The organism is Streptomyces sp. NBC_00989 (assembly GCF_045162655.1).
GTDB lineage: Bacteria > Actinomycetota > Actinomycetes > Streptomycetales > Streptomycetaceae > Streptomyces.
The window spans coordinates 238558-263161 of sequence record NZ_CP108728.1 but is presented as its reverse complement, the minus strand read 5'-3'; the positions used below and the strand labels follow the sequence as shown (position 1 = coordinate 263161).

General features: G+C 67.8%; 19 protein-coding genes and 1 pseudogene. 12 read left to right on the top strand and 8 right to left on the bottom strand.

Annotated elements, in window-relative coordinates:
- Nucleotides 1–142: 142 nt before the first annotated feature.
- Together OG714_RS01225 and OG714_RS01220 are read right to left on the bottom strand one after the other, a co-directional pair.
- Complete coding sequence (locus OG714_RS01225; protein WP_406117886.1) at nucleotides 143–838, bottom strand: amino acid permease; 696 nt, start codon at nucleotides 836–838, stop codon at nucleotides 143–145.
- A 122-nt stretch (nucleotides 839–960) separates the two neighbouring features.
- Nucleotides 961–1959, bottom strand: a complete 999-nt coding sequence (locus tag OG714_RS01220; protein ID WP_406117884.1) for a hypothetical protein — start codon at nucleotides 1957–1959, stop codon at nucleotides 961–963.
- Between the two features lie 346 nt (nucleotides 1960–2305).
- Here OG714_RS01220 and OG714_RS01215 point away from each other — a divergent pair, with 346 nt between their 5' ends.
- Nucleotides 2306–2701, top strand: coding sequence for a hypothetical protein (locus tag OG714_RS01215; RefSeq protein WP_406131684.1), 396 nt, complete (start codon nucleotides 2306–2308; stop codon nucleotides 2699–2701).
- A gap of 27 nt (nucleotides 2702–2728) precedes the next feature.
- Here OG714_RS01215 and OG714_RS01210 read toward each other — a convergent pair whose 3' ends face one another.
- Together OG714_RS01210 and OG714_RS01205 are read right to left on the bottom strand one after the other, a co-directional pair.
- The gene (locus OG714_RS01210; RefSeq protein WP_406117882.1) at nucleotides 2729–3937 is read right to left on the bottom strand and encodes an IS110 family transposase; all 1209 of its coding nucleotides are present in this window, start codon (nucleotides 3935–3937) and stop codon (nucleotides 2729–2731) included.
- 283 nt (nucleotides 3938–4220) lie between these two features.
- Entirely contained in the window at nucleotides 4221–5093 is an 873-nt protein-coding gene (locus OG714_RS01205; RefSeq protein ID WP_406117880.1) for an ATP-binding protein, read from the bottom strand.
- 495 nt (nucleotides 5094–5588) lie between these two features.
- On the opposite strand from OG714_RS01205, the gene OG714_RS01200 reads away from it, so the two are divergent.
- Entirely contained in the window at nucleotides 5589–6914 is a 1326-nt protein-coding gene (locus OG714_RS01200) for a DNA-binding protein (protein ID WP_406117879.1), read from the top strand.
- On the opposite strand, the gene OG714_RS01195 is transcribed toward OG714_RS01200, so the two are convergent.
- Entirely contained in the window at nucleotides 6915–7928 is a 1014-nt protein-coding gene (locus tag OG714_RS01195; protein WP_406117877.1) for an NAD-dependent epimerase/dehydratase family protein, read from the bottom strand.
- Between the two features lie 104 nt (nucleotides 7929–8032).
- Nucleotides 8033–8212, bottom strand: coding sequence for a DUF6233 domain-containing protein (locus OG714_RS01190; RefSeq protein ID WP_406117876.1), 180 nt, complete (start codon nucleotides 8210–8212; stop codon nucleotides 8033–8035).
- A 173-nt stretch (nucleotides 8213–8385) separates the two neighbouring features.
- On the opposite strand from OG714_RS01190, the pseudogene OG714_RS01185 reads away from it, so the two are divergent.
- Nucleotides 8386–9498: pseudogene (locus OG714_RS01185) on the top strand (IS256 family transposase); the annotation flags it as partial.
- A gap of 19 nt (nucleotides 9499–9517) precedes the next feature.
- Here the strand turns inward: OG714_RS01185 and OG714_RS01180 are convergent.
- The gene (locus tag OG714_RS01180; protein ID WP_406117875.1) at nucleotides 9518–10714 is read right to left on the bottom strand and encodes an IS110 family transposase; all 1197 of its coding nucleotides are present in this window, start codon (nucleotides 10712–10714) and stop codon (nucleotides 9518–9520) included.
- Nucleotides 10715–11303: 589 nt separating this feature from the next.
- Between OG714_RS01180 and OG714_RS01175 the strand changes: the two genes are divergently transcribed.
- From OG714_RS01175 to OG714_RS01150, 6 genes are all read left to right on the top strand, one after another.
- The gene (locus OG714_RS01175) at nucleotides 11304–12053 is read left to right on the top strand and encodes an SDR family oxidoreductase (RefSeq protein WP_406117874.1); all 750 of its coding nucleotides are present in this window, start codon (nucleotides 11304–11306) and stop codon (nucleotides 12051–12053) included.
- 336 nt (nucleotides 12054–12389) lie between these two features.
- Nucleotides 12390–13226 carry a helix-turn-helix transcriptional regulator gene (locus OG714_RS01170; RefSeq protein WP_406117873.1) on the top strand — a complete coding sequence of 279 codons (837 nt, stop codon included), beginning with the start codon at nucleotides 12390–12392 and terminating at the stop codon, nucleotides 13224–13226.
- 243 nt (nucleotides 13227–13469) lie between these two features.
- Complete coding sequence (locus tag OG714_RS01165) at nucleotides 13470–14063, top strand: TetR/AcrR family transcriptional regulator (RefSeq protein WP_406117871.1); 594 nt, start codon at nucleotides 13470–13472, stop codon at nucleotides 14061–14063.
- Nucleotides 14064–14167: 104 nt separating this feature from the next.
- On the top strand, nucleotides 14168–14905 hold the full coding sequence (locus OG714_RS01160) for an NADPH-dependent F420 reductase (RefSeq protein WP_406117869.1): 738 nt from the start codon (nucleotides 14168–14170) through the stop codon (nucleotides 14903–14905).
- A gap of 279 nt (nucleotides 14906–15184) precedes the next feature.
- Nucleotides 15185–15886 carry a nitroreductase gene (locus OG714_RS01155; protein ID WP_406117867.1) on the top strand — a complete coding sequence of 234 codons (702 nt, stop codon included), beginning with the start codon at nucleotides 15185–15187 and terminating at the stop codon, nucleotides 15884–15886.
- A 167-nt stretch (nucleotides 15887–16053) separates the two neighbouring features.
- Complete coding sequence (locus tag OG714_RS01150; protein ID WP_406117866.1) at nucleotides 16054–17394, top strand: NtaA/DmoA family FMN-dependent monooxygenase; 1341 nt, start codon at nucleotides 16054–16056, stop codon at nucleotides 17392–17394.
- An 843-nt stretch (nucleotides 17395–18237) separates the two neighbouring features.
- On the opposite strand, the gene OG714_RS01145 is transcribed toward OG714_RS01150, so the two are convergent.
- The gene (locus tag OG714_RS01145; RefSeq protein ID WP_406117865.1) at nucleotides 18238–20235 is read right to left on the bottom strand and encodes an ATP-binding protein; all 1998 of its coding nucleotides are present in this window, start codon (nucleotides 20233–20235) and stop codon (nucleotides 18238–18240) included.
- Between the two features lie 704 nt (nucleotides 20236–20939).
- Between OG714_RS01145 and OG714_RS01140 the strand changes: the two genes are divergently transcribed.
- From OG714_RS01140 to OG714_RS01130, 3 genes are all read left to right on the top strand, one after another.
- Nucleotides 20940–21569: a DUF1345 domain-containing protein gene (locus OG714_RS01140; RefSeq protein WP_406117864.1), complete on the top strand. Its 630-nt coding sequence runs from the start codon at nucleotides 20940–20942 to the stop codon at nucleotides 21567–21569.
- Nucleotides 21570–21761: 192 nt separating this feature from the next.
- The gene (locus OG714_RS01135) at nucleotides 21762–22958 is read left to right on the top strand and encodes a PucR family transcriptional regulator (RefSeq protein WP_406117862.1); all 1197 of its coding nucleotides are present in this window, start codon (nucleotides 21762–21764) and stop codon (nucleotides 22956–22958) included.
- Between the two features lie 297 nt (nucleotides 22959–23255).
- On the top strand, nucleotides 23256–23738 hold the full coding sequence (locus tag OG714_RS01130; RefSeq protein ID WP_406117861.1) for a GreA/GreB family elongation factor: 483 nt from the start codon (nucleotides 23256–23258) through the stop codon (nucleotides 23736–23738).
- Nucleotides 23739–24604 lie beyond the last annotated feature (866 nt).

Sequence of the window (24604 nt, the reverse complement as noted above, 5' to 3'; positions counted from 1 at the left end):
CCTGCGAAGGATCCTCACTTGCCCGGAGACGACTGAGACTGCCCGGACATCACAGAGACAGGACAAATGTGACTGGTCGAGATAGATGTCACCGGCTCAACTGCCGACCTGTGCTTCAGCAGCTCGGTGGTCACGCTGCCTGTCACCAGATGGTCGCGAACCGTCGCGCTCCCTGGAGCTGGTGACCAGCTCGCTCCTTGCGATCACTCGCAAACAGTCGTGCTCTGTCACACCGGGGCGCCGTCACATAGGGTGCTGCGGGTCGTTGAAGGCGTGTGACCACCACCGCGCTGACCGATGCCGTTGAACGGGACGCCCTCGTGCTCCTGGCGCAGTACGAGGGCGGGAACTGGTTCCCGGCGGACGGGGAGCACGCGCTCGCCGGGGATCTGGCCCGGGTGCGGTGGCTCGTCGAGGTGGGGGCGATGCCCCACTGGAGTTGCGCGAGGGCGCCGATGAACTGGGCGGCTCCGTAGTCGACGCCTGCGGTGCCACCGAGCAGGCCGAGTAGGTTCAGCCAGCCGGCGAACCAGGCCCAGCGCTTGCCGCCCAGCTTCTCGGCCATGAAGTACGGTCCGCCGGAGGTCGGGTAGGCGGAGACCACGTCGGCCAGCGACATGCCGACCAGCAGCGTCAGCCCGCCGATCACGACCCAGCTTCCGAGCATGACGACGGGCCCGCCATGGCCGAGGCCGTACCCGAACAGGGACATGCCGCCAGCTAGAACGCAGATGATTGTGAGGCTGATCGCGTAATTCCCGAACGTGCCCATCTTGCGGGACAGTTCGGGCTTGATTCCGAGGGCTTCCAGGACGTCGTCGTCGTCCGGCGGCGTCATTGTGGCGGCATTCCTGTGAGACACCAGTAGTCCACTTTCGGGGAGGAGGGGTGAGGGCAAGACCGGAACAGGGGCATGCGCGCAGGGCGGGTGGTGGGCCGCGGGCGTTCACCGGGCGTCCCTTATCTCAGGACGGCGGCGCGGATGCGGAGGAACTCGCCCGTCCAGTCCCGGGACCGGCCGAGGCTGTCGTTGATGTCCTTCCACGGCTGAGGCGTTGCATAGGGGCCCAGCGCGTTGAACACCCGCTTCGCCGCGCCGGTCTCGCCGCAGGCCACCAGGGCGTGCGCCAGATGGTTCAGGTCCCAGTTCGACAGCCACGGGTAATCGGCACTGGGAATCGGGGAGAACCACTCGTGGAACGCCCGCATCGCAAAGTGGCGCACCTGGTCCGTCTGCCAGAACCCGAGAGCGCCCCTCTGGCCCTTGCCATGCCGTTCCCTGTACACGTCCATGAGCGCGTACAGCGGCAACAGCAGCAGCTCGGGATGCGGGCGACTGCCCGAGACGATCCACTGCGAGTACTGGAAGGCAGGACCAGCTCCGCTATGGGTCAGGAAGTACTCCCGCATGCGGTGGTGTGCATCCCTGTTGCCGGGGTCACGATGGTTCGCCTCAGTCCAGAGGGGCCACGGCCCGGACAAGTGCATCTCGAAATCGTCCAGCCGGTCCCACGGCTCTTTGCGATGTCTCCGATAGGGGTCGAGGGGCCGCGGGTCGTACGGGAGCCGGGTCAACTGAAGCCGGCCATTCCACGGCTCGGGAGACTCTGGCCAGAGGGCTTCTGCCCACTTCCATCCCTTGTCGGCCATCCCCGCAGCACGGCCCACCACATCCGAGGCCTTGCCCTCACGATGGAGCTGTAACGCCCCTTGGGTGAGGGCGCGTCCCCACAGCACGGACGCCTGCCGATTGTGTGGTTCTTCGTCCCGCCACGTCTTGATGACGCCGCGTGCGTCTGGGTCGGACAAGAGCAGTTGGCAACGATTCGCGAGCAGCGACCAGTTCAACCCTGTTCGGATGAGTAGGTCGCGGGCGGCCAAGTGGCGTCCCATCCTCAGGTCTTCCAACGCGGCCCGCAGGTCGGAATCGGCACCTATAGGGCTGACGATCAGAGTCATGCCATTGGGGGGCGCCACAAGATCATCTCGGTAGGCGCTGGGGGCGACACCGGTCAGTGCCGAATCGGACATAACGGCCTCAGGGTTGGAGGTGGAAGTACGGCAGCGATTCCTGCTTGGAGCAAGGCGCGAACGCGGGAAAGGATGTGTTCAAGACCCCAAAAGGGCGTGGGTAGACGGGAGGTGACCGCCGGGATGCGGGCCTCGACAGGGGAGGCAAGGCGCGCGGCACCCCGGCGGCCAGTCGGGGGGGGGTGCCTCTATGTTCTTCGTCAAGGGTGTGGGCAGCATCGGCCCGGGGTTCGATCTTCTCCGTGGGGCATGAGACTGTCTGGTCGTGCCAGAGATGATGGGTGGGTTGGAGGCGGCCTTGGCTGAGGCGTCGTCTCTTTCGTGGACGCAACGTGTTCGTGCCGGGCGTGGCCTTGCTTCCTTCACTGATGTCCCTGAGGCTGCCGAAGCGCTGGTGGGGCTGCTTCTCGACGTCGAGGACACGGCGGTGGCTCGACAGACGGCAGAGGCCCTGGCCCGGGTGGGGACGGTGGGCGCCATAAGGCTCATCGCTTTCGCGGTTGCAGAGGCTGACGACAACCAGGCCGACTGGCTGCAGACCGGTATATATGACGCGCTTGCGGGACCGGACGTCGCAGCGGCCTGCGGAAAGCTCGCCCTGGACCCGGAAGAAGCTGTCCGTCGGGGTGCCGCAGATATCTCGGCGTGGACAGACGGCACAAGGTGTTGATCTGAATCAACCTGCCTGTGGGCTGGTTCATGTAGCCGTCGTATGAGGGTGGCGGGGTTCGTAGAAAGTGCCGTCGCGGAGCATCGCGAAGAGCACGCTGATCCGCTGTCGGGCGAGGCGGAGAAGTGCCTGCGTGTGTGTCTTTCCGCGGGCTCGGCAGCGGTCGTAGTAGGTGCGGGAGGCGGGGTCATGCAGGGCGGCGAACGCGGAGAGGAACATCGCGCGTTTGAGTTGCCGGTTGCCGCCTCTGGGGGCGTGTTCGCCGTGGATGGAGGTTCCCGATGACTTGGTGGTCGGGGCGAGGCCGGCGTAGGAGGCGAGGTGGGCGGCGGTGGGGAAGCTGGTGCCGTCGCCGACGGTGACCAGCAGTACTGCGGCGGTCCTGACCGCGACCCCCGGCATCGAGGTCAGGACCTTGGAAAGAGGGTGGTCCTCCAGCAGGGCTTTGATCTGGGTTTCCAGGGCCCGGCGCTGTTCATGGACGGCCGCGAGGGAGCGGGCCAGGGACGGGATCACGACGTCGAGGGTGCCGGTCCCGGGGACGACGACGGTCTGCTCGTCGAGCGCGTCGAAGACGTCGTCGATCAACCGGGTGGCCATGCGCGGGGCCTTGGGCCGGATCACCTCGACCAGCTTGCGGCGTCCGGCTTTTCGCAGGGCGGCCGGAGATCCGTGGCGTTCCAGCAGCCAGGTCACGGCCGGGTGGTCCAGGCGGGGCCCGAGGACGCGCTCCAGGCTGGGGTGGAACTGGGTGAGCAGGCCGCGGATCCGGTTGGAGGTGCGGGTGGCCTCGGCCGCGAGGTCCTGGTCGAAGCCGGTCAGGACGGTCAGTTCGGCGGTGATCTCGTCGGTCAGTTCCAGCGAGCGGAGGGTGTGCGGCATCGTCCGGGCCGCGTCGGCGATCACTGCGGCGTCCTTGGCGTCGGTCTTCGCCTCGCCCGGATACAGGTCGGCGATCCGCCGCATCGCGAGTCCGGGCAGGTAGGCGACCTTGCAGCCTGCGTCCCGGGCGACCGCGAGCGGGAGGGCGCCGATGGAGGCGGGCTGGTCCACGATCACCAGCACGGTGCCGAACTTCGCGGTCAGCTTGTCGAAGACGGCCCGCAGTTGCGGCTCGCTGTTGGGCAGCTGCTTGTCGAGGACCTTCTTCCCGGTCGGGGTGAGTCCGTGGCCGTGGTGAGCACTCTTGCCGACGTCCAGGCCGAGGAACACGCCCACGTCTTCGGTGTCGAACATCGCGCCTTCCAGGGGAGTCGAACGGGCCGGCCTCGGCGGTGGTGTCGTACGCGCGCATCCACGTTATGCAGACCTGTCGCCCGCGAGCTGTCCGGCATTGCGCCGGACCGGGTGGTGGCCGGGCCTCTGATCAGCGTCTCCGACGGCACCTCCCGGGCCCGGTGACACCACCCCCCAGGTCATCTGTTCGACAGGGGGGAACAGTCATGCCGGGCCCGGAGGCCAGCGGCCCTCTTGCAGGACCGCCAAGAAGATAACGGGGGGGGGCGGTGTTCGGCGGGGATCAGGCGTGCAGTGCGTGGGGCTTGATCAGGGCCTGGACGATCTTTCCGTCGTCCGTGGGGGCGTAGGAGATCTCCGCTCCGAGCCGACGCGCGGTCCACAGGCCACGGGGTCGCTCGCCCACGGTCGGTTCCCAACTCACAGCCTTGTCGAAGTCCGGGAATTCGGGGCGGCCGTCGTGCACCTGGAAGACGAGTTCACCGCTCTGGAGCAGCGCCCACCGCATGGTGATCACGGCGTGCTCGGGCACGCAGGTGTGCGCGACGGCGTTGGCCATCAGCACCCGCCCGATCATGGCCAGATCCTCGATGTCTACGAAGCCGTGGTCCAGGGCCAGGTACGCGTTCAGGTACAGGCGGGTGTAGCGGTAGGCGTTGCCGACGACGTGGCGGTCCGCCCGGAACTCCACTTTCTGGATCCAACTGGTCTCTGCGCACCCGAGATCGGGGATCACAGCGACACCACCGTGTTCCATGTCGTCGTTCCTTCTCACAAGAGGGAGGGAGCACCAGGTCGTCATGCCGTCAGAGCTGACGCCCCAGTCGTCGGCGACGGCGCGAACAAGGAAGAGTCCGCGGCCGTCCTCGTCGTCGGAAGCCGCCTCGCGCAGTACGGGGATTTCGTGAGAGCCGTCCCGCACTTCGATCAGAAGGTGCGTGTCGGTGAGATACACAAGCAACCCGACATCACCGAGCCCATGCTCAAGCGCGTTCGTGACCAGCTCGGTAACGAGTACATCGGCAGACTCGATCAACCCCGGCCAGCCCCAATACCGCAACCCGGCCCGGACGATGACCCGCGCGCGATGCGGCACGGCTCGGTCTGCATCGGCGATACCGCCAGCTGTGGAGCCCTCGTCTCGCTTGAAGGACATGTTGAATCCGGGGTACTCGCGGAGAGGGGGGAGGGTTCTGGGGCGCGTTCGCGCGATGGTCGCAGCCGACGTCATATGGAACCCTCCGTCCGCCCGCGAGCCGTAAACACCGGACGTATCGCTACGCTTTCGACATGACAAGCCGTTGTGGGGGGAATTGGCCGCATCGTCTCCCGCATCTTCATGGGGAACGATGCGATGCGCTGCATCTCCGGCTTCATGGGGAAACTCCCTGATTGCACGCTCTCGTGCCTGGTCAAACGCTCTCAGCGGGGATGCCGATCAGGCTCCTCTCATCGCGCGTGGCCCCGCCATGGCCTGCAAGGTGTCCTCTGGGCCACCTATGAGCGACGAACATGGCCTCGGCGTAGCTTTGAAGTGGCTTGAGTTCGGGGACTCTTGCCATGACATGGCGTTGCGGATTTCTCTTCTTCAAGAAGGGATCGACCCGAAGGCGCGCTGAGGGACCAGTGGCGCCGGAGACTGGGGGGCGGTATGGGCGACACGCCGAGGACACTGCTGAAGTGGCTGTGCGATCGGGACAGGCTTCCCTACCGCCAGTTTGAGAAGAAGTTCACCGAGACAGGTATTCGTCTCTTCGGTCCGGACCCCAGCAACCCAACCCTTGGCGAGACACAGTTCCGACGCTGGACAGGCGGCAAGCTCGTCACACTGCCTAGCCCCGAGAGCTGCCAGATCCTCGAAGCCATGTGGCTGGGCTACACCGTGGAGCAGTTGTTCGGGCCACCGCTGGAGGTCGATCCCCAGGCACCCGCGTTTGACCTTGAAGAGCGAGTTCGAATGACCGCACGTGAAGCACATGACGGGGCCGACGCGACCGCTGCGTCGTCCATCTCCGACAACACCATTGACGAACTACGTGACCAGGTGATCAACCTGGCCCAGACCTACCACCGACTGCCGGCGGTCACAGCGTTCGACGAAGTCGATAGTCTCCGCCTGAAGATCGAGGACCACCGAGACAGGACTCAGATCCCTGTCCAGCAACAGGACTTGCTGATCCTCAACGGCCAGACAACCGCACTGCTGGCGGTTGCCGCCTTCGACCTCGGCTACTTCCCCAGCGCCCGCAGCTTCGCCCGAACCGCGGCCCTGTATGGCGAAAGCTCACGATTCGCACCCCTACAGGCCTTCGCTGACGGCACCCTGGCTTACATCGCCTACCACACTGGCAACAAGGCGGAAGCCGTCACGAAAGCCAACCGTGCCTTGTCGTACGGCGGCCTGGGCGACATCGCACAGCACCGCCTGCACGCCATCCAGGCTCGGGCTTTCGCCCACCTCGGCGATGTGTCCTCCGCACAGCAAGCCATGCGGTTGTCCGAGGACGGAAATCGGAACCGCCACGACGAGCTACACGACGTTGTGGGAGGCGAGTTCGGTTTCTCCGCTGAGCGCCTGGCCATGTCCAACAGCACCACGGCTCTGCTGGTGGGCGACACAGCGCAAGCGGAGGCGTATGCACAGCGTGCCTTGACGCTGCTCGTCCAGAAGGCGCCCGATGATCAGTCCGCGCACGTCCGCGCGGGCGCGGCAGCCGATCTCGCTCAGGCTCGGCTGCAAGCCGACGACGTCGATGGAGCGGCAGAAGCCCTCGCGTCCGTCTGGGAGGTACCTGTCGAAAAGCGCAACACCGGCATCGTCTTGCGGGCCGCCCGCATCGGCCGCCACTTGGCCCAGCCGCGCTACCACGGGGCGCAGGTACCACGTGAGTTGCGCGAAAGGATCGAGGACTTCACCCGCGTCTCACCGCCCTACCGGCTGGGCCCGCCCGTGAGCCTCCTCGCGATCGAAGCCTGATCAGAGGGAGGCGAGAATCCTCGCCTCCTTCTCCGGGGCGATCCCGTGCTCCGCCCACCGCGGGTGGTCCACGGGACGCCCGTCCTCAGCCCACCACTTCCACGTGTCCCTGACCGTCTCGGCTATCGGCCGGCACCGCAGCCCCGCCTCCGAGGCCCGTTGGGAGTCAACTGCCCACACCCCGGCATGCGTGCGCCATAGAGGCAGCTCTGTCCACTGCTTCACTCCCTGTTCGGCCAGCACGTTGGCATCCGCCCAGACCGGAGTGCCGTCACTTTTCGTCACGGCCAAGCACTCGTTGAGGAACCCTCTGAACGAAATGCCCTCGGGGTGTGTGACGTTGAAACCTCCGCTGCTCGAACTGACGGCCTGATCAAGAGCGAACCGGGCGACATCGCGCACGTCGACTGGCTGGATGAGCTGTTCGGCGGGCGCAGGGGCAAGGATGCGCCCGCCCCGCTTCGCTCGCTCCAGCCACCAGGGCAGCCGACCGACATACTCACCGGGGCCCAGGATCACGCCTGGTCGCAGGAATACCGCAGAGTCGTCGAAAGCCTTCGCGACGGCACGTTCCCCGCCGGCCTTCTGGAATCCGTACTGGGTGGGACTGCCGTCCTCGCCGGTGTACCCGAATGAAGCGTCGGCATCTGCGGGGCAGTCCAGCAGTGGCGACTTCTCCGTCAGCAGTTGGTGCGGCCATCCCTCATAAACGGAGACAGTGGAGATGTGCACCCAGCGTCCGGCGCGGTCCTGCAACGACCCTGCGGCCAAGCCCACTTCGCGCGGGGAGAGTTCCGAACTGGACGTGTCGATCACGGCATCCCACGGTCCGTGCTGAGCCAGCTTCAACAGGTCTTCGCGCACCGTGCGGTCACCATGCACGACCTTGATGCCCGGCACGTCGCGCCCCGACCGGCCGCGGTTGAAGGTGGTAACCACCCACCCTCTCGACAGTGCGCTCTCCACGACGGCTTTACCCAGGAACCATGTTCCGCCCATGACCAAAATCCTCATGTGCCGATCCTGCCCTCCAATTCGTGCGGAGAACACGGCAGTCTGCGCGAAGCTGCCACAACGCGGGCAGGGCGCCGCAGTGGGCAGTCCGGCACCCGTCCAGCTCAGTCCAGATCGATGCCGAGTTCGGTGTCCGGGCGGCAGAAGCCGCAGGCCTGCACCATCGGGTCGAGTAGCGCCGCGCGAGCGTCGTGCGCGTTGAGCGGATGTGTCGTGCCGGGGTGCCGACAGTCGTCGGTGTGGATACGGGCTGGCTCCGGCCCGATAGCCCTGGGCTGCCGCATTGGCGAACGGCGAGATGGCGTCCCTCGTCGTGGTGTACGGGATCAGTGGCCGGGAGCGCGCGGGCGTCTGCCCGGGGCGCACTTCCACGGGTGAGTACCGCTCCCTGAACAGGGGGCGGGCCATCGCGTAACTCTTCTTGGTGAACGCCCAGTTCAACCACGAGGAGTGCACGATGGCGCTGTCCCAGTCTGAACTGATACGCCTCCTTGAGTCACTACGCTCGACCGACGGAATCGAGCTCATCCGCGCCATCGCCGAACGGATGGTGCAGGAGCTGATCGAGGCCGAAGCAACGGCCCACATCGGCGCGGAGTGGAACGAGCACACGCCGACGCGGACCAACGTCCGCAACGGGCACCGGGAGAAGGTGTTGACCACGCTGGCCGGCGACCTGGACCTGGAGATCCCCAAGGTCCGCACCGGCAGCTTCTTTCCCTCGCTGCTGGAGCGACGGCGCCGGATCGACCAGGCCCTCTACGCGGTCATCATGGAGGCGTACGTGCACGGCGTGTCCACTCGCAGCGTGGATGACCTGGTCAAAGCCCTCGGCGGGGACAGCGGCATCTCGAAGTCGGAGGTCTCACGGATCTGCGCGGCGCTGGACGAGCCGCTGACTGCGTTCCGCACCCGCCCGCTGGATCATGTCCGCTTCCCCTACGTCTACCTGGACGCGACCTACTGCAAGGCGCGGGTGAACCATCAGATCGTCTCGCGGGCCGTGGTGGTCGCCACCGGCATCACCGAGGACGGAGGCCGTGAGGTCCTGGGCCTGATGGTCGGCGACAGCGAGAGCGAGGTGTTCTGGAAGGAGTTCCTGCGCTCCCTGCGTGAACGCGGCCTGTCCGGTGTCCGTCTGGTCGTCACCGACCAGCACGCCGGGCTGGTCGCCGCGGTCCGCAAGGTGATGCTGGGCGCCGCCTGGCAGCGGTGCAGGGTTCATTTCCTGCGCAATGCGTTCAGCGTGATCGACCGGGATTCCGGTGAAATGGTCGCCGCGACGATCCGCACGATCTTCACCCAGCCCACCGCCGGCCTCGTGCGCACTCAGCTGGACACCGTCGCCGACATGCTCGGCGCCCAGTTCCCCAAGGTCAAAGCAATGCTGTTGGAGGAGAAGGAGGATCTGACCGCGTTCGCGGACTTCCCGCCCAGGCACTGGAAGAAGATCCAGTCCACGAACCCGCTGGAACGGGTGAACCTCGAGATCAAGCGCAGGATCGATGTCGTCCAGGTCTTCCCCAACGACGACGCGCTCATCCGGCTGGTCGCCGCCGTGCTCTTCGAGATGCTTCCCAATGCGGATGTCAAGCCGGGGCGACTGCGGGTGGTGCGACCTCATAGCACCGGCGGTCACGGATCAGGGCCCACAGGACGTTCACGCGTCGCCGGGCCAGGGCGAGCACGGCCTGGACGTGGCGCTTGCCCTCCGCGCGCTTGCGGTCATAGAACTGCCGGGAGTTCGGGTCGCAGCGGATGCTGACCAACGCGGAGGTATAGAAGACCCGTTGGAGTCGGCGGTGGTACTGGCTGGGGCGGTGCAGGTTGCCGCTGACCTTGCCGGAGTCGCGTGGCGCGGGAGCAACCCCGGCGAAGGCGGCCAATGCGTCCGGGGAAGCAAAGCCGTCCAGGTTGCCGCCGACAGCGGCCAGGAATTCCGCCCCGAGCACGGCCCCGATTCCGGGGAGGCTCTGGACAATGTCGGCCAGTTCGTGGCTTCGGAACCGCTCCTCGATGAGCCCGTCGATCTCGCCGATCCGCTCATTGAAGGCAATAACCTCCTCGGCCAGGGTGCGAACCAGCTGGGCGATGGTTTTCTCTGCTGGCACGGATGTCTGCTGGCGCTTGGCGGCCTCAACGGCCCGCTCCGCGAGAGACCTTGAGTTCTTGACCTTGCGGTTGGCCAGCCACTTTGCCAGCCGCGTAATTCCGGTCCGTCGGATAGCTGCCGGGGTCTGGTACCCGGTCAGTAGCTTGAGAGGACCGACATAGGTGATGTCCAGGTCCCGCTCGAGCGCGGGGAAGAGACTCAGCAGGGAGCCGCGGAGCCGATTCACTGTCCGGGTGCGGTCCTCGACCAGGTCCGTACGGCGCCCGGTCAGCAGTTTGAGTTCGAGCGTGGCCTCATCGCCGAAGTTGATCGGGCGCAGGTCGCGCCGCATGCGGGCCTGGTCGGCGATGACGTAGGCGTCGCGGGCGTCGGTCTTGCCTTCGCCGCGGTAGCCGTCGGAGGCGCGGTTGACAAGGCGTCCGGGTATATAGAGGACTTTCTGGCCGTGCGCAATGAGCAGGGCCAGTAGAAGCGCGGGCTCGCCGCCGGTTATATCGATCGCCCAGGTCACCTCGTCTCCCGCGGCCATGCCCAAGACGTCACCAATCAGCTGCAGCAGCTCTGGTTCATCGTTCACGACACGGCGCGACAATCGGGTGTTGCCCTCGGCGTCCAGGGCCAGGCCGTGGTGGTGGCCCTTGCCGCTGTCGATCCCTGCCCATATCCGGCTCATCGTGCTCCTGACGTGCAGACTCGTGCTGTCCGTACCGCAGACGACCTCGCCGGCATTGCTCTACACAGCGACTTTCTCGCACTTCCCAATCGGCGGCCGAGTCGTCGTGGGGAGCCGGGCGGCCAAGCATCTCGAGCCACAGTCGGCAGCACGACGAAAGCCACACCCGATTCCCTGGGTGCCGCAACCTTACGAATGGCTGGGGCGATCCCAGAGAGGAAGGTAGAGCACGACGAATGGATCGCCTTCCCCCGCCGCTACCTCCCCGAAGGCAGCATGAGCGAGATCTACTGCGAACTCCCCGAAAGCGCTCCCGCGCTACCCAACACCCCGAACACGCCCACCGGTTGATCCCCAACACCACGACGAGGGACACGACCAGGGATGGTCTGCTACCAGCCGGGCCGTCTCCTACCGGTGGCTCGCTGCGCCCGCTCTGGAGGCGCTGACCGGCAGGAGCGTCGTCTGCGGCTCAGCCAGAGACCACCGATCCATGGATAAACCTTCCTCTCCCGCCCCTCCGCGCGCGCTCCTACGGTCGAGGCTGCGGGCGCTCACCGGCCCGCCGTACCGAAGGAGCGGGACCCTCATGAAGATGACCGGCAACACGATCCTGATCACCGGTGGTACCTCGGGCATCGGCCTCGGCCTGGCCCTGCGCCTGCACGAGGCCGGCAACAAGGTGATCGTCGCCGGCAGGCGCAAGGAGCTGCTGGACGAGATCACGGCCGAGCACCCGGGCGTCGACGCGCTCGTCCTCGATGTCGCGGACCCCGACTCGATCGCCCTGGCCCGTGAGACCGTGGCGGCGAGCCACCCCGAGCTGAACGTCCTGGTCAACAACGCCGGCATTCAGATGCTGGAAAACCTCCTCGACCCGGCCGGACTCCAGGTTGCCGAGGATCACGTTGCGACCAATCTGCTCGGCACGATCCGGATGACGTACGCCTTCCTGCCGCAGCTGATGGGCAAGGACGACGCGGTCGTCGTGAACGTCACCTCGGCCCTGGCGTTCGTACCGCTGCCGATCACCCCGACCTACAACGCGACCAAGGCCGCACTGCACTCCTTCTCCGAGAGCCTGCGCATCCAGCTCTCCAGTGCCGACACCGGAGTCCAGGTGATCGAGGTGGTCCCGCCCGCCGTGCGCACGACCCTGCTGGGCCAGCAGGACAACGAGCAATCCATGCCGTTGGACGACTTCCTCACCGAGGCCCTCGACCTGCTGCGCGAGAAGCCCGACGCGAAGGAGCTTGTCGTGGAGCGAGCCAGGTTCCTCCGCGACGCGGTGGCCAACGGCTCCTACGACGACGTCCTCGCCATGATCAGCGGCAGCTGACCGACCTGCGGCAAGACGCGGAGCAACAGCACGCGAGCGGGTCCTGTTGGGCCACATCATGGACGAAGGCGAACTGGACCCGCCTCGGGGACGCCCTCACCGAAGACGCGGAACGGTAAGGAAGCGTCTTCGGCTTCGCCCCGGTCGTCGAATGGGAGGCGACCGGCTCCGTCCTGAGCGCCAAGGGGCACGCGAGCGCCCGTCTGACACGGCGAACATCGCTGCACGCGCCCTCGCGTCGGCCGTACGAGCGGCTTCGCGCGAGCAGAAGAGGAGGGCTCAGCCATGGATCGGCGGTCTCTGGATAGCCGGGCGGGATCCGGCGAGGATAAGGCCATGGACAAGAAGGAACTGGCGGAATTCCTGCGCCACCGGCGTGAGGCGCTGCGTCCGCGTGACGTCGGCCTGGCCGAGGGGTCCCGCAGGCGTACCCGCGGGCTGCGCCGCGAGGAGGTCGCCCAGCTCGCCGGCATGTCCACCGACTACTACGCCCGCCTGGAACAACAGCGGGCCCCGCAGCCGTCCGTCCAGATCACCACCGCCCTCGCCCGGGCATTGCGGCTGACCCTGGACGAAAGTGACCATCTCTTCGTCCTCATTGGCCACAACGCCCCGGCCCGTTTCCTGCGCTCGGAGCATGTCAGCCCGACGCTGCTGCGGGTCCTGGACCGGCTGGACGACTCACCGGCCCTGGTAACGACCGACCTGGTCGACACTCTCGCGATGAACCCGCTGGCCATCGCGCTGCTCGGCGACCAGATGTGCCACACCGGTCTGGCCAGTAGCGGTTATTACCGCTGGTTCATGGACCCGGCCGAGCGTCTGGTGTTTCCCGAGGAGGACCACGAACGCCACGGCCGCGCGCAGGCGGCACGCCTGCGGGCCGCGCTGACCGCCGGCAGCGACACCCCCCGAGCCGCCCGGATCCTCGCCGAACTCCAGGAACACAGCTCCGAGTTCGTCCGCATGTGGGAACTCCAGGAAGTCGCCCGCTACGGGGACTGCAAGACCCTCCTCCATCCCCAACTCGGCCGCATCGACGTCGACCCCCAGCTCCTGTACACCGAGAACCGCGCCCAGACCCTGGTGGTGCTCACCACCCGCCCCGGCACGGAGAGCCACAGCAAACTCGAACTGCTCTCCGTCATAGGGCACCAACAGTTCACCCCCTGACGTCCTGGACCGTGGGACGGGCCGGCTCGGCGCGGGGGCCGGACAAAGGCACCCCGGAATGGTGCAGCCCGCATGGCTTTCGCCCCGCTCTCTACGGCCAAATATGTCGGCTTCCTGCGATGTCCGGGCTCCGCGCTCAGACCGCCCATTTGACCGGACGCTGCCTCCGTTTTACTCTCGACCAAGTACGGAGGCCGCATCCGTTTTGATGTGGCCGCAGGATCACGGCAGGCAGGAGGGCGCATGAGCGCCGGTGAACAGCGGGGACGCAAGCCCCGTGCGGACGTCCAGCGCAACCGCGCGGCCCTCCTGGAGACCGCGCAGCGTCACTTCCTGCAGCACGGGGTCGGCACCTCCCTTGAGGCGGTGGCCAAGGAGGCGGGCGTCGGGCCCGCCACCCTGTACCGGCACTTCCCCACCCGGGAGGCACTGCTGGCGGCCGTGCTGCAGACGCGCTCCGAGGAACTCGTGGCCCGCCAGGCGGACATCGAGCAACTCGGTGACCCGGCCGAGGCGCTGGAGCAGTGGCTGCGGGCGATGGAGGAGTACTTCAGCGCCTTCAGCGGGCTGCCCGACCCGCTCATGGCCGCGGCCCGGGCACAGGAGCCAGACAACCCGCTCACGATTCCCTGCGACATCCTCATCTCCGCCACCGATCAGTACGTGCGAGCCGCCCAGCTCGCGGGGCGCGTGCGCGCGTCAGTGCGGGGGCACGACCTGTTCCTCGCGGCCTGCTCCGTTGCCTGGATCAAGGGCACCGGCACCGAGGAGGAGCCGCTCAACCGGCTCCGTACGCTCATCGCGAGCGGCTACCGCCAGCAGGACACCCAGGCGTAAACCGCCAGGCACCCCGCTCCACCCCCGCAACGCCAGGCGGCACCGCACCCATCCATCACATCGTGCTGCCCCCAGGGGCGGCACAACTTCCGAAGGAACAAATCATGAAAATTACTGTCATAGGCGCCGGTGCCATCGGCGGGAACCTCGCTGCCAGGCTCAGCACGGCCGGTCACGACGTCCAGGTGGCCGACGCCCGCGGCCCCGAGGCCGTCCGGGCGGAGGTGCTGGAATCCGGGGCCCGCGCGGCGGACCTCGCCGACGCCGTCCAGGGCCGGGACGTCATCGTCCTGTCGATCCCGTTCGGGGTAGCGGGCCAGCTGGCGGACCTGTTCGCGTCGGTGCCTGCCGAGACGGTGGTCATCGACACCGCGAACTACTACCCCGGCATGCTGAGCGAGCCGATCGCAGCGGTGGACAACGGCCAGGTGGAGAGTGTGTACACCGCCGAGCTCCTCGGCCGCCCCGTGGTCAAGGCGTGGAACGCCGCGCTGGCCGAAACCCAGCGGACCAAGGGTGTTCCGGCCGGAACGCCCGGCCGCCTCGCCATCCCGGTCGCCGGCGACTCCGAGGAGGCGCGGAAGGTGGCCATGAGCCTGGTGGACGACACCGGCTTCGACCCCTACGACACTGGCACGCTGGCCGACTCCTGGCGCCAACAGCCGAACAGCCCCGCCTACTGCACCGAACTGACCCTCGACGAACTGCCCGCGGCCCTGGCCGCGGCCGACCGCGTCAAGGACGCGGCCATCCGCGACAGCCTCCCGGAACGCTTCGCCGCCCTCCCGGCCAGCCCCACCGTCGACGACGTCGTCGAGATGAACCGCGCCGCCCACCGCTGAGTCACCCGACGTGGCTCTCGTGCACGCAACGGCACGAAAGCGGCAGCGCCCGCAGCCCACGAACACACACGACGAACACGAAGAGCGCGCAGTCCCCCCACGCTGCGACCTGCGGTCTCGGCACTCCGCTGCCTGCGAGCATCCGCATGCCTGCTGGTACCCGCGAAGGGTGCGTCCCACGCCCGACCCTTGCGTCAGCCGCCTCGTCGCGCGGCCTGCCGTACGGCGCTGTTCCGCGGCCTCCGTGGCGGTGACTGCGCGCCACCGAGAGGAACCGCCTTGCCCGGCACCGCATCACCCTTCACCGACATCGCACGCTCCCGACGCTCCCCCCGGCAGTTCCTGCCCACCGCCCTGTCCCCTTCGGACATCCGCGGCGTGCTGGAAGACGCACAGACGGCCCCCTCGAACAGCAACACCCAGCCATGGACCGTGCACGTCGTCTCGGGTACGGCGCGGGACGCCCTGGGCAAAGAGCTGCTCCGGGCCGAGGAGGAGGGGCGGACCTCGCAGGATTTCACCGATGGCTACGGCGAGGAGGGCATCTACGTCGAGCGGTCGCGAGCCCTGGGCGCGAGTGTCTACCAGGCCCGAGGCGTTGAGCGCTCGGACCGGGACGGCAGGAGGGCGGCGGTCCGCGAGAACCTGGAGTTCTACGGCGCTCCCCATGCCGCCTTCCTGTTCATGCCGACGCTCGGAGACGGGGTACGGACGGCGGGCGACATCGGCATGTACGCGCAGAACTTCCTGCTCTCACTGGCGGCCAGGGGGCTGGCTGGCATCCCGCAGACCGTACTCGGCGTCTACGCCGACACCGTCCGCGAGTTCTTGGGTGTCCCCGCGGAGCTCAAGCTGCTGTTCGGCATCTCCTTCGGCATGGCCGACCCGGCAGCACCGGTGAACACGCTCCGCACGGAGCGGGTTCCGCTGCAGCGGAGCGTGGTCCTGCATGACACCTCAGGAGTCCTCGACAGGCCGTAGTTCCTCCGCCCGGAACCAACCGGCCACCTGGGCGCGGGCCGCCACTCGGCTGGCCCGCGCCCTGCGTCCGCACAGCGCCTTTGACAATACGGATGGTGCCTCCGTATCGTCGATGAAGTAATCGGAGACAGTCTCCGTTTCCCGTCGCCCGGTCTGGAGAAGCAACCGTGACAAGCCGACAGATGGTCCTGGGAATGCAGTTCAGCGGCGGATACGGGGCCGCACCCGGGGCCTGGCGGCTGCCGGGTGCGAACCTGAACAGCTACACGGACATGGGCCAGTTCGTGCGTTACGCGCAGGCCGCCGAGCGCGGCAAGATCCAACTGCTGTTCATCGCGGACACCCCGGTCCTGGACGTCGACCTCGACCACCATGCCCCGCACCACATGATCGACCCGCTGCTGATCCTGACCGTCCTCGCGCGCGAGACCGAGCGGATCGGCCTGGTCACCACCGCCTCCACCACGTTCACCGAGCCCTACAATCTCGCCCGCCAGTTCAAGGCACTGGACGTGATCAGCCACGGCCGGGCCGGCTGGAACGCGGTGACCACCTCCGACCCCGCCGCCGCGGCGAACTTCGGTGCGCCGATCCCGCCGCGCGCTGAGAAGTACGAGCGTGCCCACGAGGTCATCCAGATCGTCCAGGCGCTGTGGGGCAGCTGGGAGAAGAGCGCCTGGCTTCTCGACGTCGACGGCAAACGGTTCGCCGACATGGACAAGATCCAGCCGGTCAACCTCCAGGGCAAGCACGCCGCCTCCCGCGGTCCGCTGCCCATCCCTCCGTCCGAGCAGGGCCAGCCGGTCATCTTCCAGGCAGGCGGCGGCAGTTACGGCCTGGAGCTCGCGGGCCGTTACGCCAGCGGCGTCTACGCCAACCCGTACACCATCGAGGACGCCCAGGCCCAGCGCCAGGCCCTGCGGGACGCCGCCAAGCACGCCGGACGCGACCCGGACGAGGTGAAGATGCTCGCCGGCTTCATGCCGACCATCGCCCCCTCCCGCCAGGCCGCCCTGAAACGACGCCATTTCCTGGACGAGGTCGTCGACCTGAACCAACGCGTCCGCTACCTCGGCGCCATGATCGGCCTCCCGCTCGGCCCCGGCCAGCTCGACGAGCCGCTGACCGCGGATCAACTCGCCGACGCCATACCCAGCCCGCAAGACCCGCGATCCGCCCGCGCCCTCGAAGTGGCCCGGGAGGGCTGGAGTCTGCGCGATGTGCTCGCCCACGGCGTCATCGACTACCACCCGGTGGTCGCCGGCACCGCCGCCGACGCGGCCGACCATATGCAGCAGTGGTTCGAGGCGGGCGCCTGTGACGGCTTCTCGATCGCCATCGACAGCTACCACGACGGCTTCGACGCCTTCGTCGACCAGGTCGTCCCGATCCTGCAAGAACGCGGCCTGTTCCACGACGACTACGAAGGCCCCACCCTGCGCGAGAACCTCGGCGCCCACGAGCAGTATGGCCTCGACCCGCGCCTCACGAGGCCGGCCCGGTCATGATCACCACCGGAAAGGCCAGAGAGGGTGCCTCGTGAGCGGACATGGGCCAGGTTCGCGGCTGCCTGGGTGTGCTGGCGAGGATTGCCTATGTCGTACGAGGTCATCCCGGACCAGGTCATGTGCAGCGGCAACTCCACGACTCCTTGGATCGGGCCGTGCAACTCCTCCAGTGACTCCGGCAGACGCCGCCGGAACTTCTCCCGGCACAGCGCGAGATCTTCGGCTTCCGCGCCCGAGAGGTTCCTCGGCGCGGGTGCGGGGTGCTCCGAACTGGAGGGTGTGTCGTCATTGTGGCGGCCGTGACGTCGTGCGGGTCGTGATGTGCGAGCCAGCGTCCGGAGGGAGGGCGCGGACCCGTGCGGGGCGAGCTGGTACCGGCAGCGTGTCCTGCCCGGAGCGGGAGGGAAAGACTTGTCGGTCATGACGCTCGTTTGACGCTCTGGGCGCCCGCACGCGGGGTCGTGAGCCGAGAAATAGCTCCTGACCTGGTCTTTTCCGGGACCCGCTCAGGCCAACATCTTTCCGATGACCCATCATGTGGAGTGTGTGGCGATTCTCGAACCGGCTTCAAAGGCGCTCTGACCTGCGGTTTTCTTGGACCCACCATGTGGAGTGCGTTGCGATCCTTGAACCGGTGGCCAAGGTGTCCTGACCTGCGGTTTTGTGTGTGCGCATTATGTGCAGTGTGGGCGTTACGGGCGATATCTTGACGCTGAAATGACGCTCATTTGACGCTCGTTCTGATGGGGTGTCAGTCCTGTTGTGCCGTCGGCCTGCGGTTCTGGTCATCACCGAAGTGACGTCCGCCCACACCCGCCCGCAGACCTTCGGCGGCGCATTCCACTAGCCGGTAATGGCGTTGGCCGCCCTTTCGGCCCGGACCTGGTGAGGCAATGCCGTGTTGGGCAGCGCTCGGGGCAGTGGCAGGCGGCCGGGAGCGCCGGCCTCGGTGTCGGTGATCAGTGTGCGCAGCGCTTCATGGCATCGCGGCGCGGGAAGGGTCGGGTCCAGCGCGGAAAGCGCGCGCTGCGCGCGCCGCCGTGCCCGGCCGCTGCGGCCCTGATGATGGTCGACGAACGCCTGGGCGTAACGGGCTTCGAGAGCGGCCCACGTGTCGTCGCGGAAGTTTTGCCGGGTCAGTGCTCGCCGTGCGGTGCGGTGCGCGGTATCTGGAGCGAAGGCTGTCTGGGCGATGGCCTGGGCGGCCAGGCTCACGACCGGTGAGGGACCGCCGCCGGCATGGTCCGGGATGGTGCGGGCGGCTGCCTCGAAGTGCTCGGCGGCCGCCCGGTGATCCCCCTCGCGTAGGGCGATCACCCCTTGGACGTGGGCGATGTGGCCGACGGTGGCATCGTCGCCTGCCATGACGGCCGTCGGCCAGGCCCGGCCCAGCAGGGCACGGGCATTCTGAGGATCACAGCCCGCGTCGAGCCAGGCAGCGAGCCAGCTGCCGCGCATCCCCGCATGGCTGTCCGCGGGGCAGAGCGGCAGCAGCCGCAGCAGATGGCCGCGCCCTTCCTCGCCGTGGTCGAACACCGCCCACCAGAACCACAGGCTCACGACCGTCTGCAGGGCGGTCTCGGCCTGGTCAGGGCGGCAAAGAGCCTGGCGCAGCATGGTCGTCAGTTCGGCCTGCTCCTCCTGGACGAGGCGTACGGCCCGGTCCTGGTAGCCCGAGGCCCACAGGTTCTCTGCGACCGCCGCGACTTGACGGCAGTGCGCGGCCCGGCGTTCCAGGGCCACCTCCCACTCGCCGGCTTCCCGCAGCCGTTCGGCACCGAAGTCGCGTGCGGCCCGGGTCATCCGGTAGCGGGGTTGGCGAGGCCCGCCCGGGTCACGCACCGCCTCCAGCACGTTCACGGCCGCCAGCTGGACCAGCAAGGAGGGCACCTGGTGTGGCGTCACGCCTCCGCCGGCGCACAGGAACACGGCCGTCGACTCGTCAAAGTCTCCGGCGAAGGCGCTGGCCCTGCCCCACACGATCCTGGCCTCGCGCTCGAACAGCGCGTAGCTCGCTCCGATGGTGTCTCGCAGTGAGCGGTGCCGACGCAGAACGGGCTGGTCGCTGGACAGCCAGCACTGGTGACTCTCCAGCAGGTCCGCCAGCTCGCCCACCGGCTGGTGCGCCACCTGCTCGGCGGCCAATTCGATGGCGTGCGGAACGCCTTCCAACGAGCGGCAGATCGCCTCCACGGCCAGCAGTTCCGATGCGTTCGTCGGCAGATCTGCCTTGTCGGGGAGAGACACGTCCGTCACGGCTCGCGCTCGGCGGAGGAACAGCTCCACGGCCGGCGCCCTGTCGGGTGAGGTGTCCGGGCTCCTTGTGGCCAGCGGCGGCAGCATCAGTACCTGTTCCTCTCCGAGCCCCAGCACTCGACGTGACGTCACCAGCACCCGCAGCGCCGGCAGGGCCATGAGGAGGCGTTGCACCAGGCCGGTGCATTCCCGGTGGACCGGGTCGACGTCGTCGAGGAACAGCAGGATGCCTGTGGCCGGAAGATGACGCAGCACCGCGGCGAAGTCCGATTCCCGGCGATGCGGCCGTCGGCCGGTCAGGGCCTGGCACACGGCTGCGGTCAGTGCCCCGGGACCTCCGGGTCCGGATCCTTGCCAACGCACGTGGACCACGCGGCGCCACGGCCCGTCCGGCCTCGCCGCCGCCTCAACTGCCAGCCGGCTCTTGCCCATTCCGGGCTGGCCGGTCACCGTCACCAGGTGGTGCCCCGTCAACAACTCCCGCAGGATGGCGGCTTCTCGCTCCCGGCCGATCAAACCTTCGTCCGACCCGCCGTCATACACGGTCGGCGCCACAGGGTTGCCGACAGACTTCCACACGTTCATGACCTTCCGTACTCATCGGATACCGCAAGCGGTGGCACCGCGGTCCGGGGCGGCAGCCCCAAGTGCAGAACCGTCACTTCTGTGGCGCCACGGCATTCCAACGCGTCACCCGCACGAAGGTGGCGACGCCGCTCGCCGGATCACACGCTGCGACGACTGATCGAACCCACGTACGGGTCGGCAAAGGCCGGGCACGCGATCCGGCGCACTGTCTACCTGTCACGGCGGCCCGGCCTGTCGGCATGTCGGCGCCGTGACCCCGGTAGCGGCCTTGTTGATGGCCTGCTTGGGTGCCGCGTTGGGTTTGATGTGCACGACGCGATCGCTGCGAGGGCATGCACCGTGACGGCAAGGCCGCCTGACTGACCCTGCGTGCTGTTTCCACTGCTCTCGGCGGCTACGGGGGCGCCGCGCCCCTGAACCTGGGTGTAGCAGGCGCCGTCCACCCTGCCCGGCGTCGCGGTCACGCACTACCTCAGCACGGCTGTCATGCACACGCACGGCATTCAGCACCCACGTCGCGTCGGCGAGTGATCGTCGTCGGCCGTTCCGGGTTTTTGAAAGAACGAGGCGATGCCGGATCGGCATGTTGGGTACATACCCCGTGTTCCTGTCGGGTTGACGCTCACTCGCAGGGCCGACGCCGTTTCGGCGGCGTTGGACGGCTCCGGGCTGAGGCGACAACGGGATTGCGGTGGTAGTGCATGAGGACCTGGTTGCCCGTGGGCGCCGTGCCTCGCCTGGCCTGCGCGGTGGTCCTCGGAGCCGTGGTCGGCGTGGCGGTCGGACCGCCGACCGACGCAGCACTGGGTGTGCTGTCCGGAATCGCCGCGATGGAACTGTTCTTCGTGCTGGCGGGATGGGCGGTGCTGTGGCCGATGGATGCTGCAGCCACTCACCGCAATGCGCGACGTGAGGACTTCCGTCCCGTCACCGAGGAAATCGTGGTGGTGTCGGTGGCTCTGTGCGGACTGGTCGCCATCGTGCTGCTTCTCGTGCACGGCGGCGGGTCCGACACGGGCCACGCCGCGACCGCCCTGTGTGGGGTCTTCACTGCCTGGGCCGCGCTGCACCTGATGTACGCCACCCGCTACGCCTTCGTGTACTACGAGTCCTCGGGCGGCATCGACTTCAATTCGGACGATCCGCCGGCGTACCGGGACTTCTTCTACTTCAGCTACAACCTCGGCATGACCTATCAGGTGTCCGACACGGATGTCTCAAGTTCCACGATCCGCGCGATCGTGCTGCGGCACTCGCTGATGTCCTACGTCTTCGGCACGAGCATTCTCGCCACGGCCATCAACCTCGTGGTGGGAATCGTGAGTGCTTGACGGTACCCGGCAGACGGCCGTCGTCGGCGACGCCGATCTGCCACCGACGCCGACGCGCCCGGCTCGATGCCACGCGGTGCCGTCTTCCACCCCCGCTCTCCTCTGCCCGTGGAGGCGTCCCTCCGCGCCGCGGCTACGATGTCAAGGGCCGGACGGGGAGCGTTGATGGCTGATCGAATCACTGCAGACGGAGTGGACCCGGCGTGCGGTGCCGCACTTGCCGAACTGGTGGCGTGGGTCGGGCTGCAGCTGCCCAAGTTGATCGACGATGTGTGCGCAACCGTGTGCGAACGCATCGGCCTGTACCGCGAGGGCGATGTCGTACCGCGCGATGACCTGCATCGTTCGGTCGAGCTCAATCTGGGATTCATGGTCAGCGGGCTCGGTGATCCTGGGGTCACGCCCGACCGGGCCGCACCGTCCGAGACCGGCCGACGCCGGGCCCATCAGGGGGCGCCGCTGCCTGAGGTGTTGCAGGTCTACCGCATCGGCTGCTCCATGCTTTTCGACGCCCTCGTGGGGCACGCCCGCCGCAACGACCAGCCGGGCGTCATGGACGCGCTGCTGGAGGCTTCGAGCCTGATGTGGCGGCTCGCTGACGCGCATGCGCTGCTCCTCACCGAGGCGTACCGGGCGGCGACTGCGGAGCTGATGGCCGTCCAGATACGGCGGCGCTCAGCGTTGGTGGAGGCATTGTTCACCGGTCAGCTGCTGAGTGACGCCGGCCCGTGGGAAGTGGGCAAGCTGCTGGGTCTGCCACTGGACACAAAGCTGGTGGTGGTGGCCGCGGAGACCTGCGGCCTGGCAGAGGAGAGCCTGGTCGGGGTGGAGCGGAGGCTCGCTGAGCGCGGCATTGTGTCAGCGTGGCAGCTCACTTCCACCCTGCAGGCCGGTGTGGTGGCGATGCGCGACGAGCAGAGCACCACGGTGCTGGCGATCCTGCGTGCGGCGGCCGGCGCGCGCACGGGGATGAGCCCTCCTTACGTGTCGCTCACCGAGACGCCGCGTGCCCTGCATCTGGCCCGGACCTCTCTCGCCGAGATCCCGGCCGGCAAGACCGACGTACGCATGTTCAGTACCAGCCCGCTCTCCGCGCTGATCGCCTACGACCCGGACGAGGGGCGGCGGCTGGCGACGGAGGTGCTCGGCGCGGTGCTCGATCTGCCGCCGGAAGACCGCGACGCGCTTCTGGACACTCTTCACGCGTACCTGCACCACGGCGGATCGGCGGACCGGGCCGCGCGGGTCCTGCACTGCCACGCCAACACCGTCCGGTACCGGTTGAACCGGCTACGCGAGCTGACGGGCAGGTCTCTGAACGACCCCCTGGCACTCGCCGAGTTGGCGACGGCGGAGCAGGCGGTTCGCCTCAGCGCTCGTAGGTCATGACCGGCGGGCAGATGGGAGGTTTTGAAACCGGGAGGAGGTCGGTTGCGGCACCCCGAAGGTCCCGGGAACACTGACCGATGCGTTCGGCAATCCCGGGTTCGGATCCCGCCCGATTCCGGCGACTGAGCCCGCCCCCGAGCGAGCCCTGGGCGCCCGGTTGGAATGACACCATCCTGGAAACGGGCCACCCACGCCTCTGTACGGCACGCAGCGACCCGACACAGCACCCAAAGGTGCTGATAAGCTGCGGATTATCCGCTTTTTGCTTCCGCCTTCCTGCGTCCCCGAGGAGCAGGCATGCCCAGCGAACCAGCGCCGATCAGCAACACTGCCCGTCACGCCCTCCGGCAAGAGCTTGCCGACCTTCACAGTGAACGCGGGACGGTCGCAGCGACACTGCAGGACTCTGACTCCGTGGTCGGCGACCGAGCCGACGAAGCCGATGAGTTGCAACGTGCCAACGAGCTCAGGCACCTCGATGAGCGCATTTCGGAGGTCACTGCACGGCTGCGTGAGGCGGATGCGGCAGGCCCGCCTTCCACCAGCCTTGTCGGCGTGGGCAGCACCGTCACCGTGCGGTTCACTGATGGCGCCGTGGAGACCGTCCACATCGGCGAGACAGCCGTGGCGCGTGACCAGAGGCTGGTCACGGCCGACAGCCCCCTCGGACGCGCCCTCCTCGGCCGCGGTGCCGGGGACACGGTCAGCTACGACGCCCCCGAGGGGCAGGCGACCGCGGTGGTGGTGTCTCTGGGAGAGTCGCCCGACCGTAGTGGCTGAGTGCGCGTTCCCCCTCTCTGGTGCGTTCGTCGGACCCGGTCGGCGGGGTGGAGCACGGACTGCCGGTATCTGGGCGGACGATGGCTCTGGTGGTGTGCGGTCCCGTGTGACCGATGCCGTGCGACACGCCTCTGGCCTTCTCCTGCTGACGTTTGGGCGGGGGCTCGACGGAGAGCGCGGTGTGGGGCACCTGGCGGTGTGTGACGGCGTGCCGTATCGGATCCGCGAGTTCGTGGCTCAACACGTTTTGGAGATCACCCCGGCAGCCTGCTTCGAGGGGTGGCGCAGGCAAGCGGATCGTGGCGGCGACGGCGCTGGCAGACTGCGTTGCTGGCGACCTGCCCGGCCGCGCCGGCGGTCCGTGTCGCGTCCGGCCGGCAACAGAGGGGGCCCGTAAGGCAGTCCGGGAGGTCGTGGCTCGATCGCCTGGGCCGCACTTCTCGCAAGAACGCGTGCGGCGAAAACGCCGATTCCCGCTTCGACGGCCACCATCGCCGCCGACCGCGGTGGTGGCCTCACGCCCTCAACTCTCCGATGGCGGCGCGGACTTCGCCACGGCGATTGTCGGTCAGTCCATGCCACGGGACAGGCCCGTGCTGAGTATCAGCCCACCGATCGCCACCGGCATCAGCGCGGCCAAGACGGTGATGCCGGTGCCCGTGACAAGCCGCGCCGATTATCCACTCCCGCCTGTGGAACCACCTGCCGAACCATGCGCATGGTGTGGCTGGTGTACGGACACACCCGGGCCTGCCTCCACTTCGGCATCGATCTCCACCTGTCCTTGCCCGTACTCGGCTTCGGAAGTGGGGGAGGGGCCGCCGCGCAGCCCTGCGTTCAGTCGGTCCTGCACGGTCCGCTCCGCG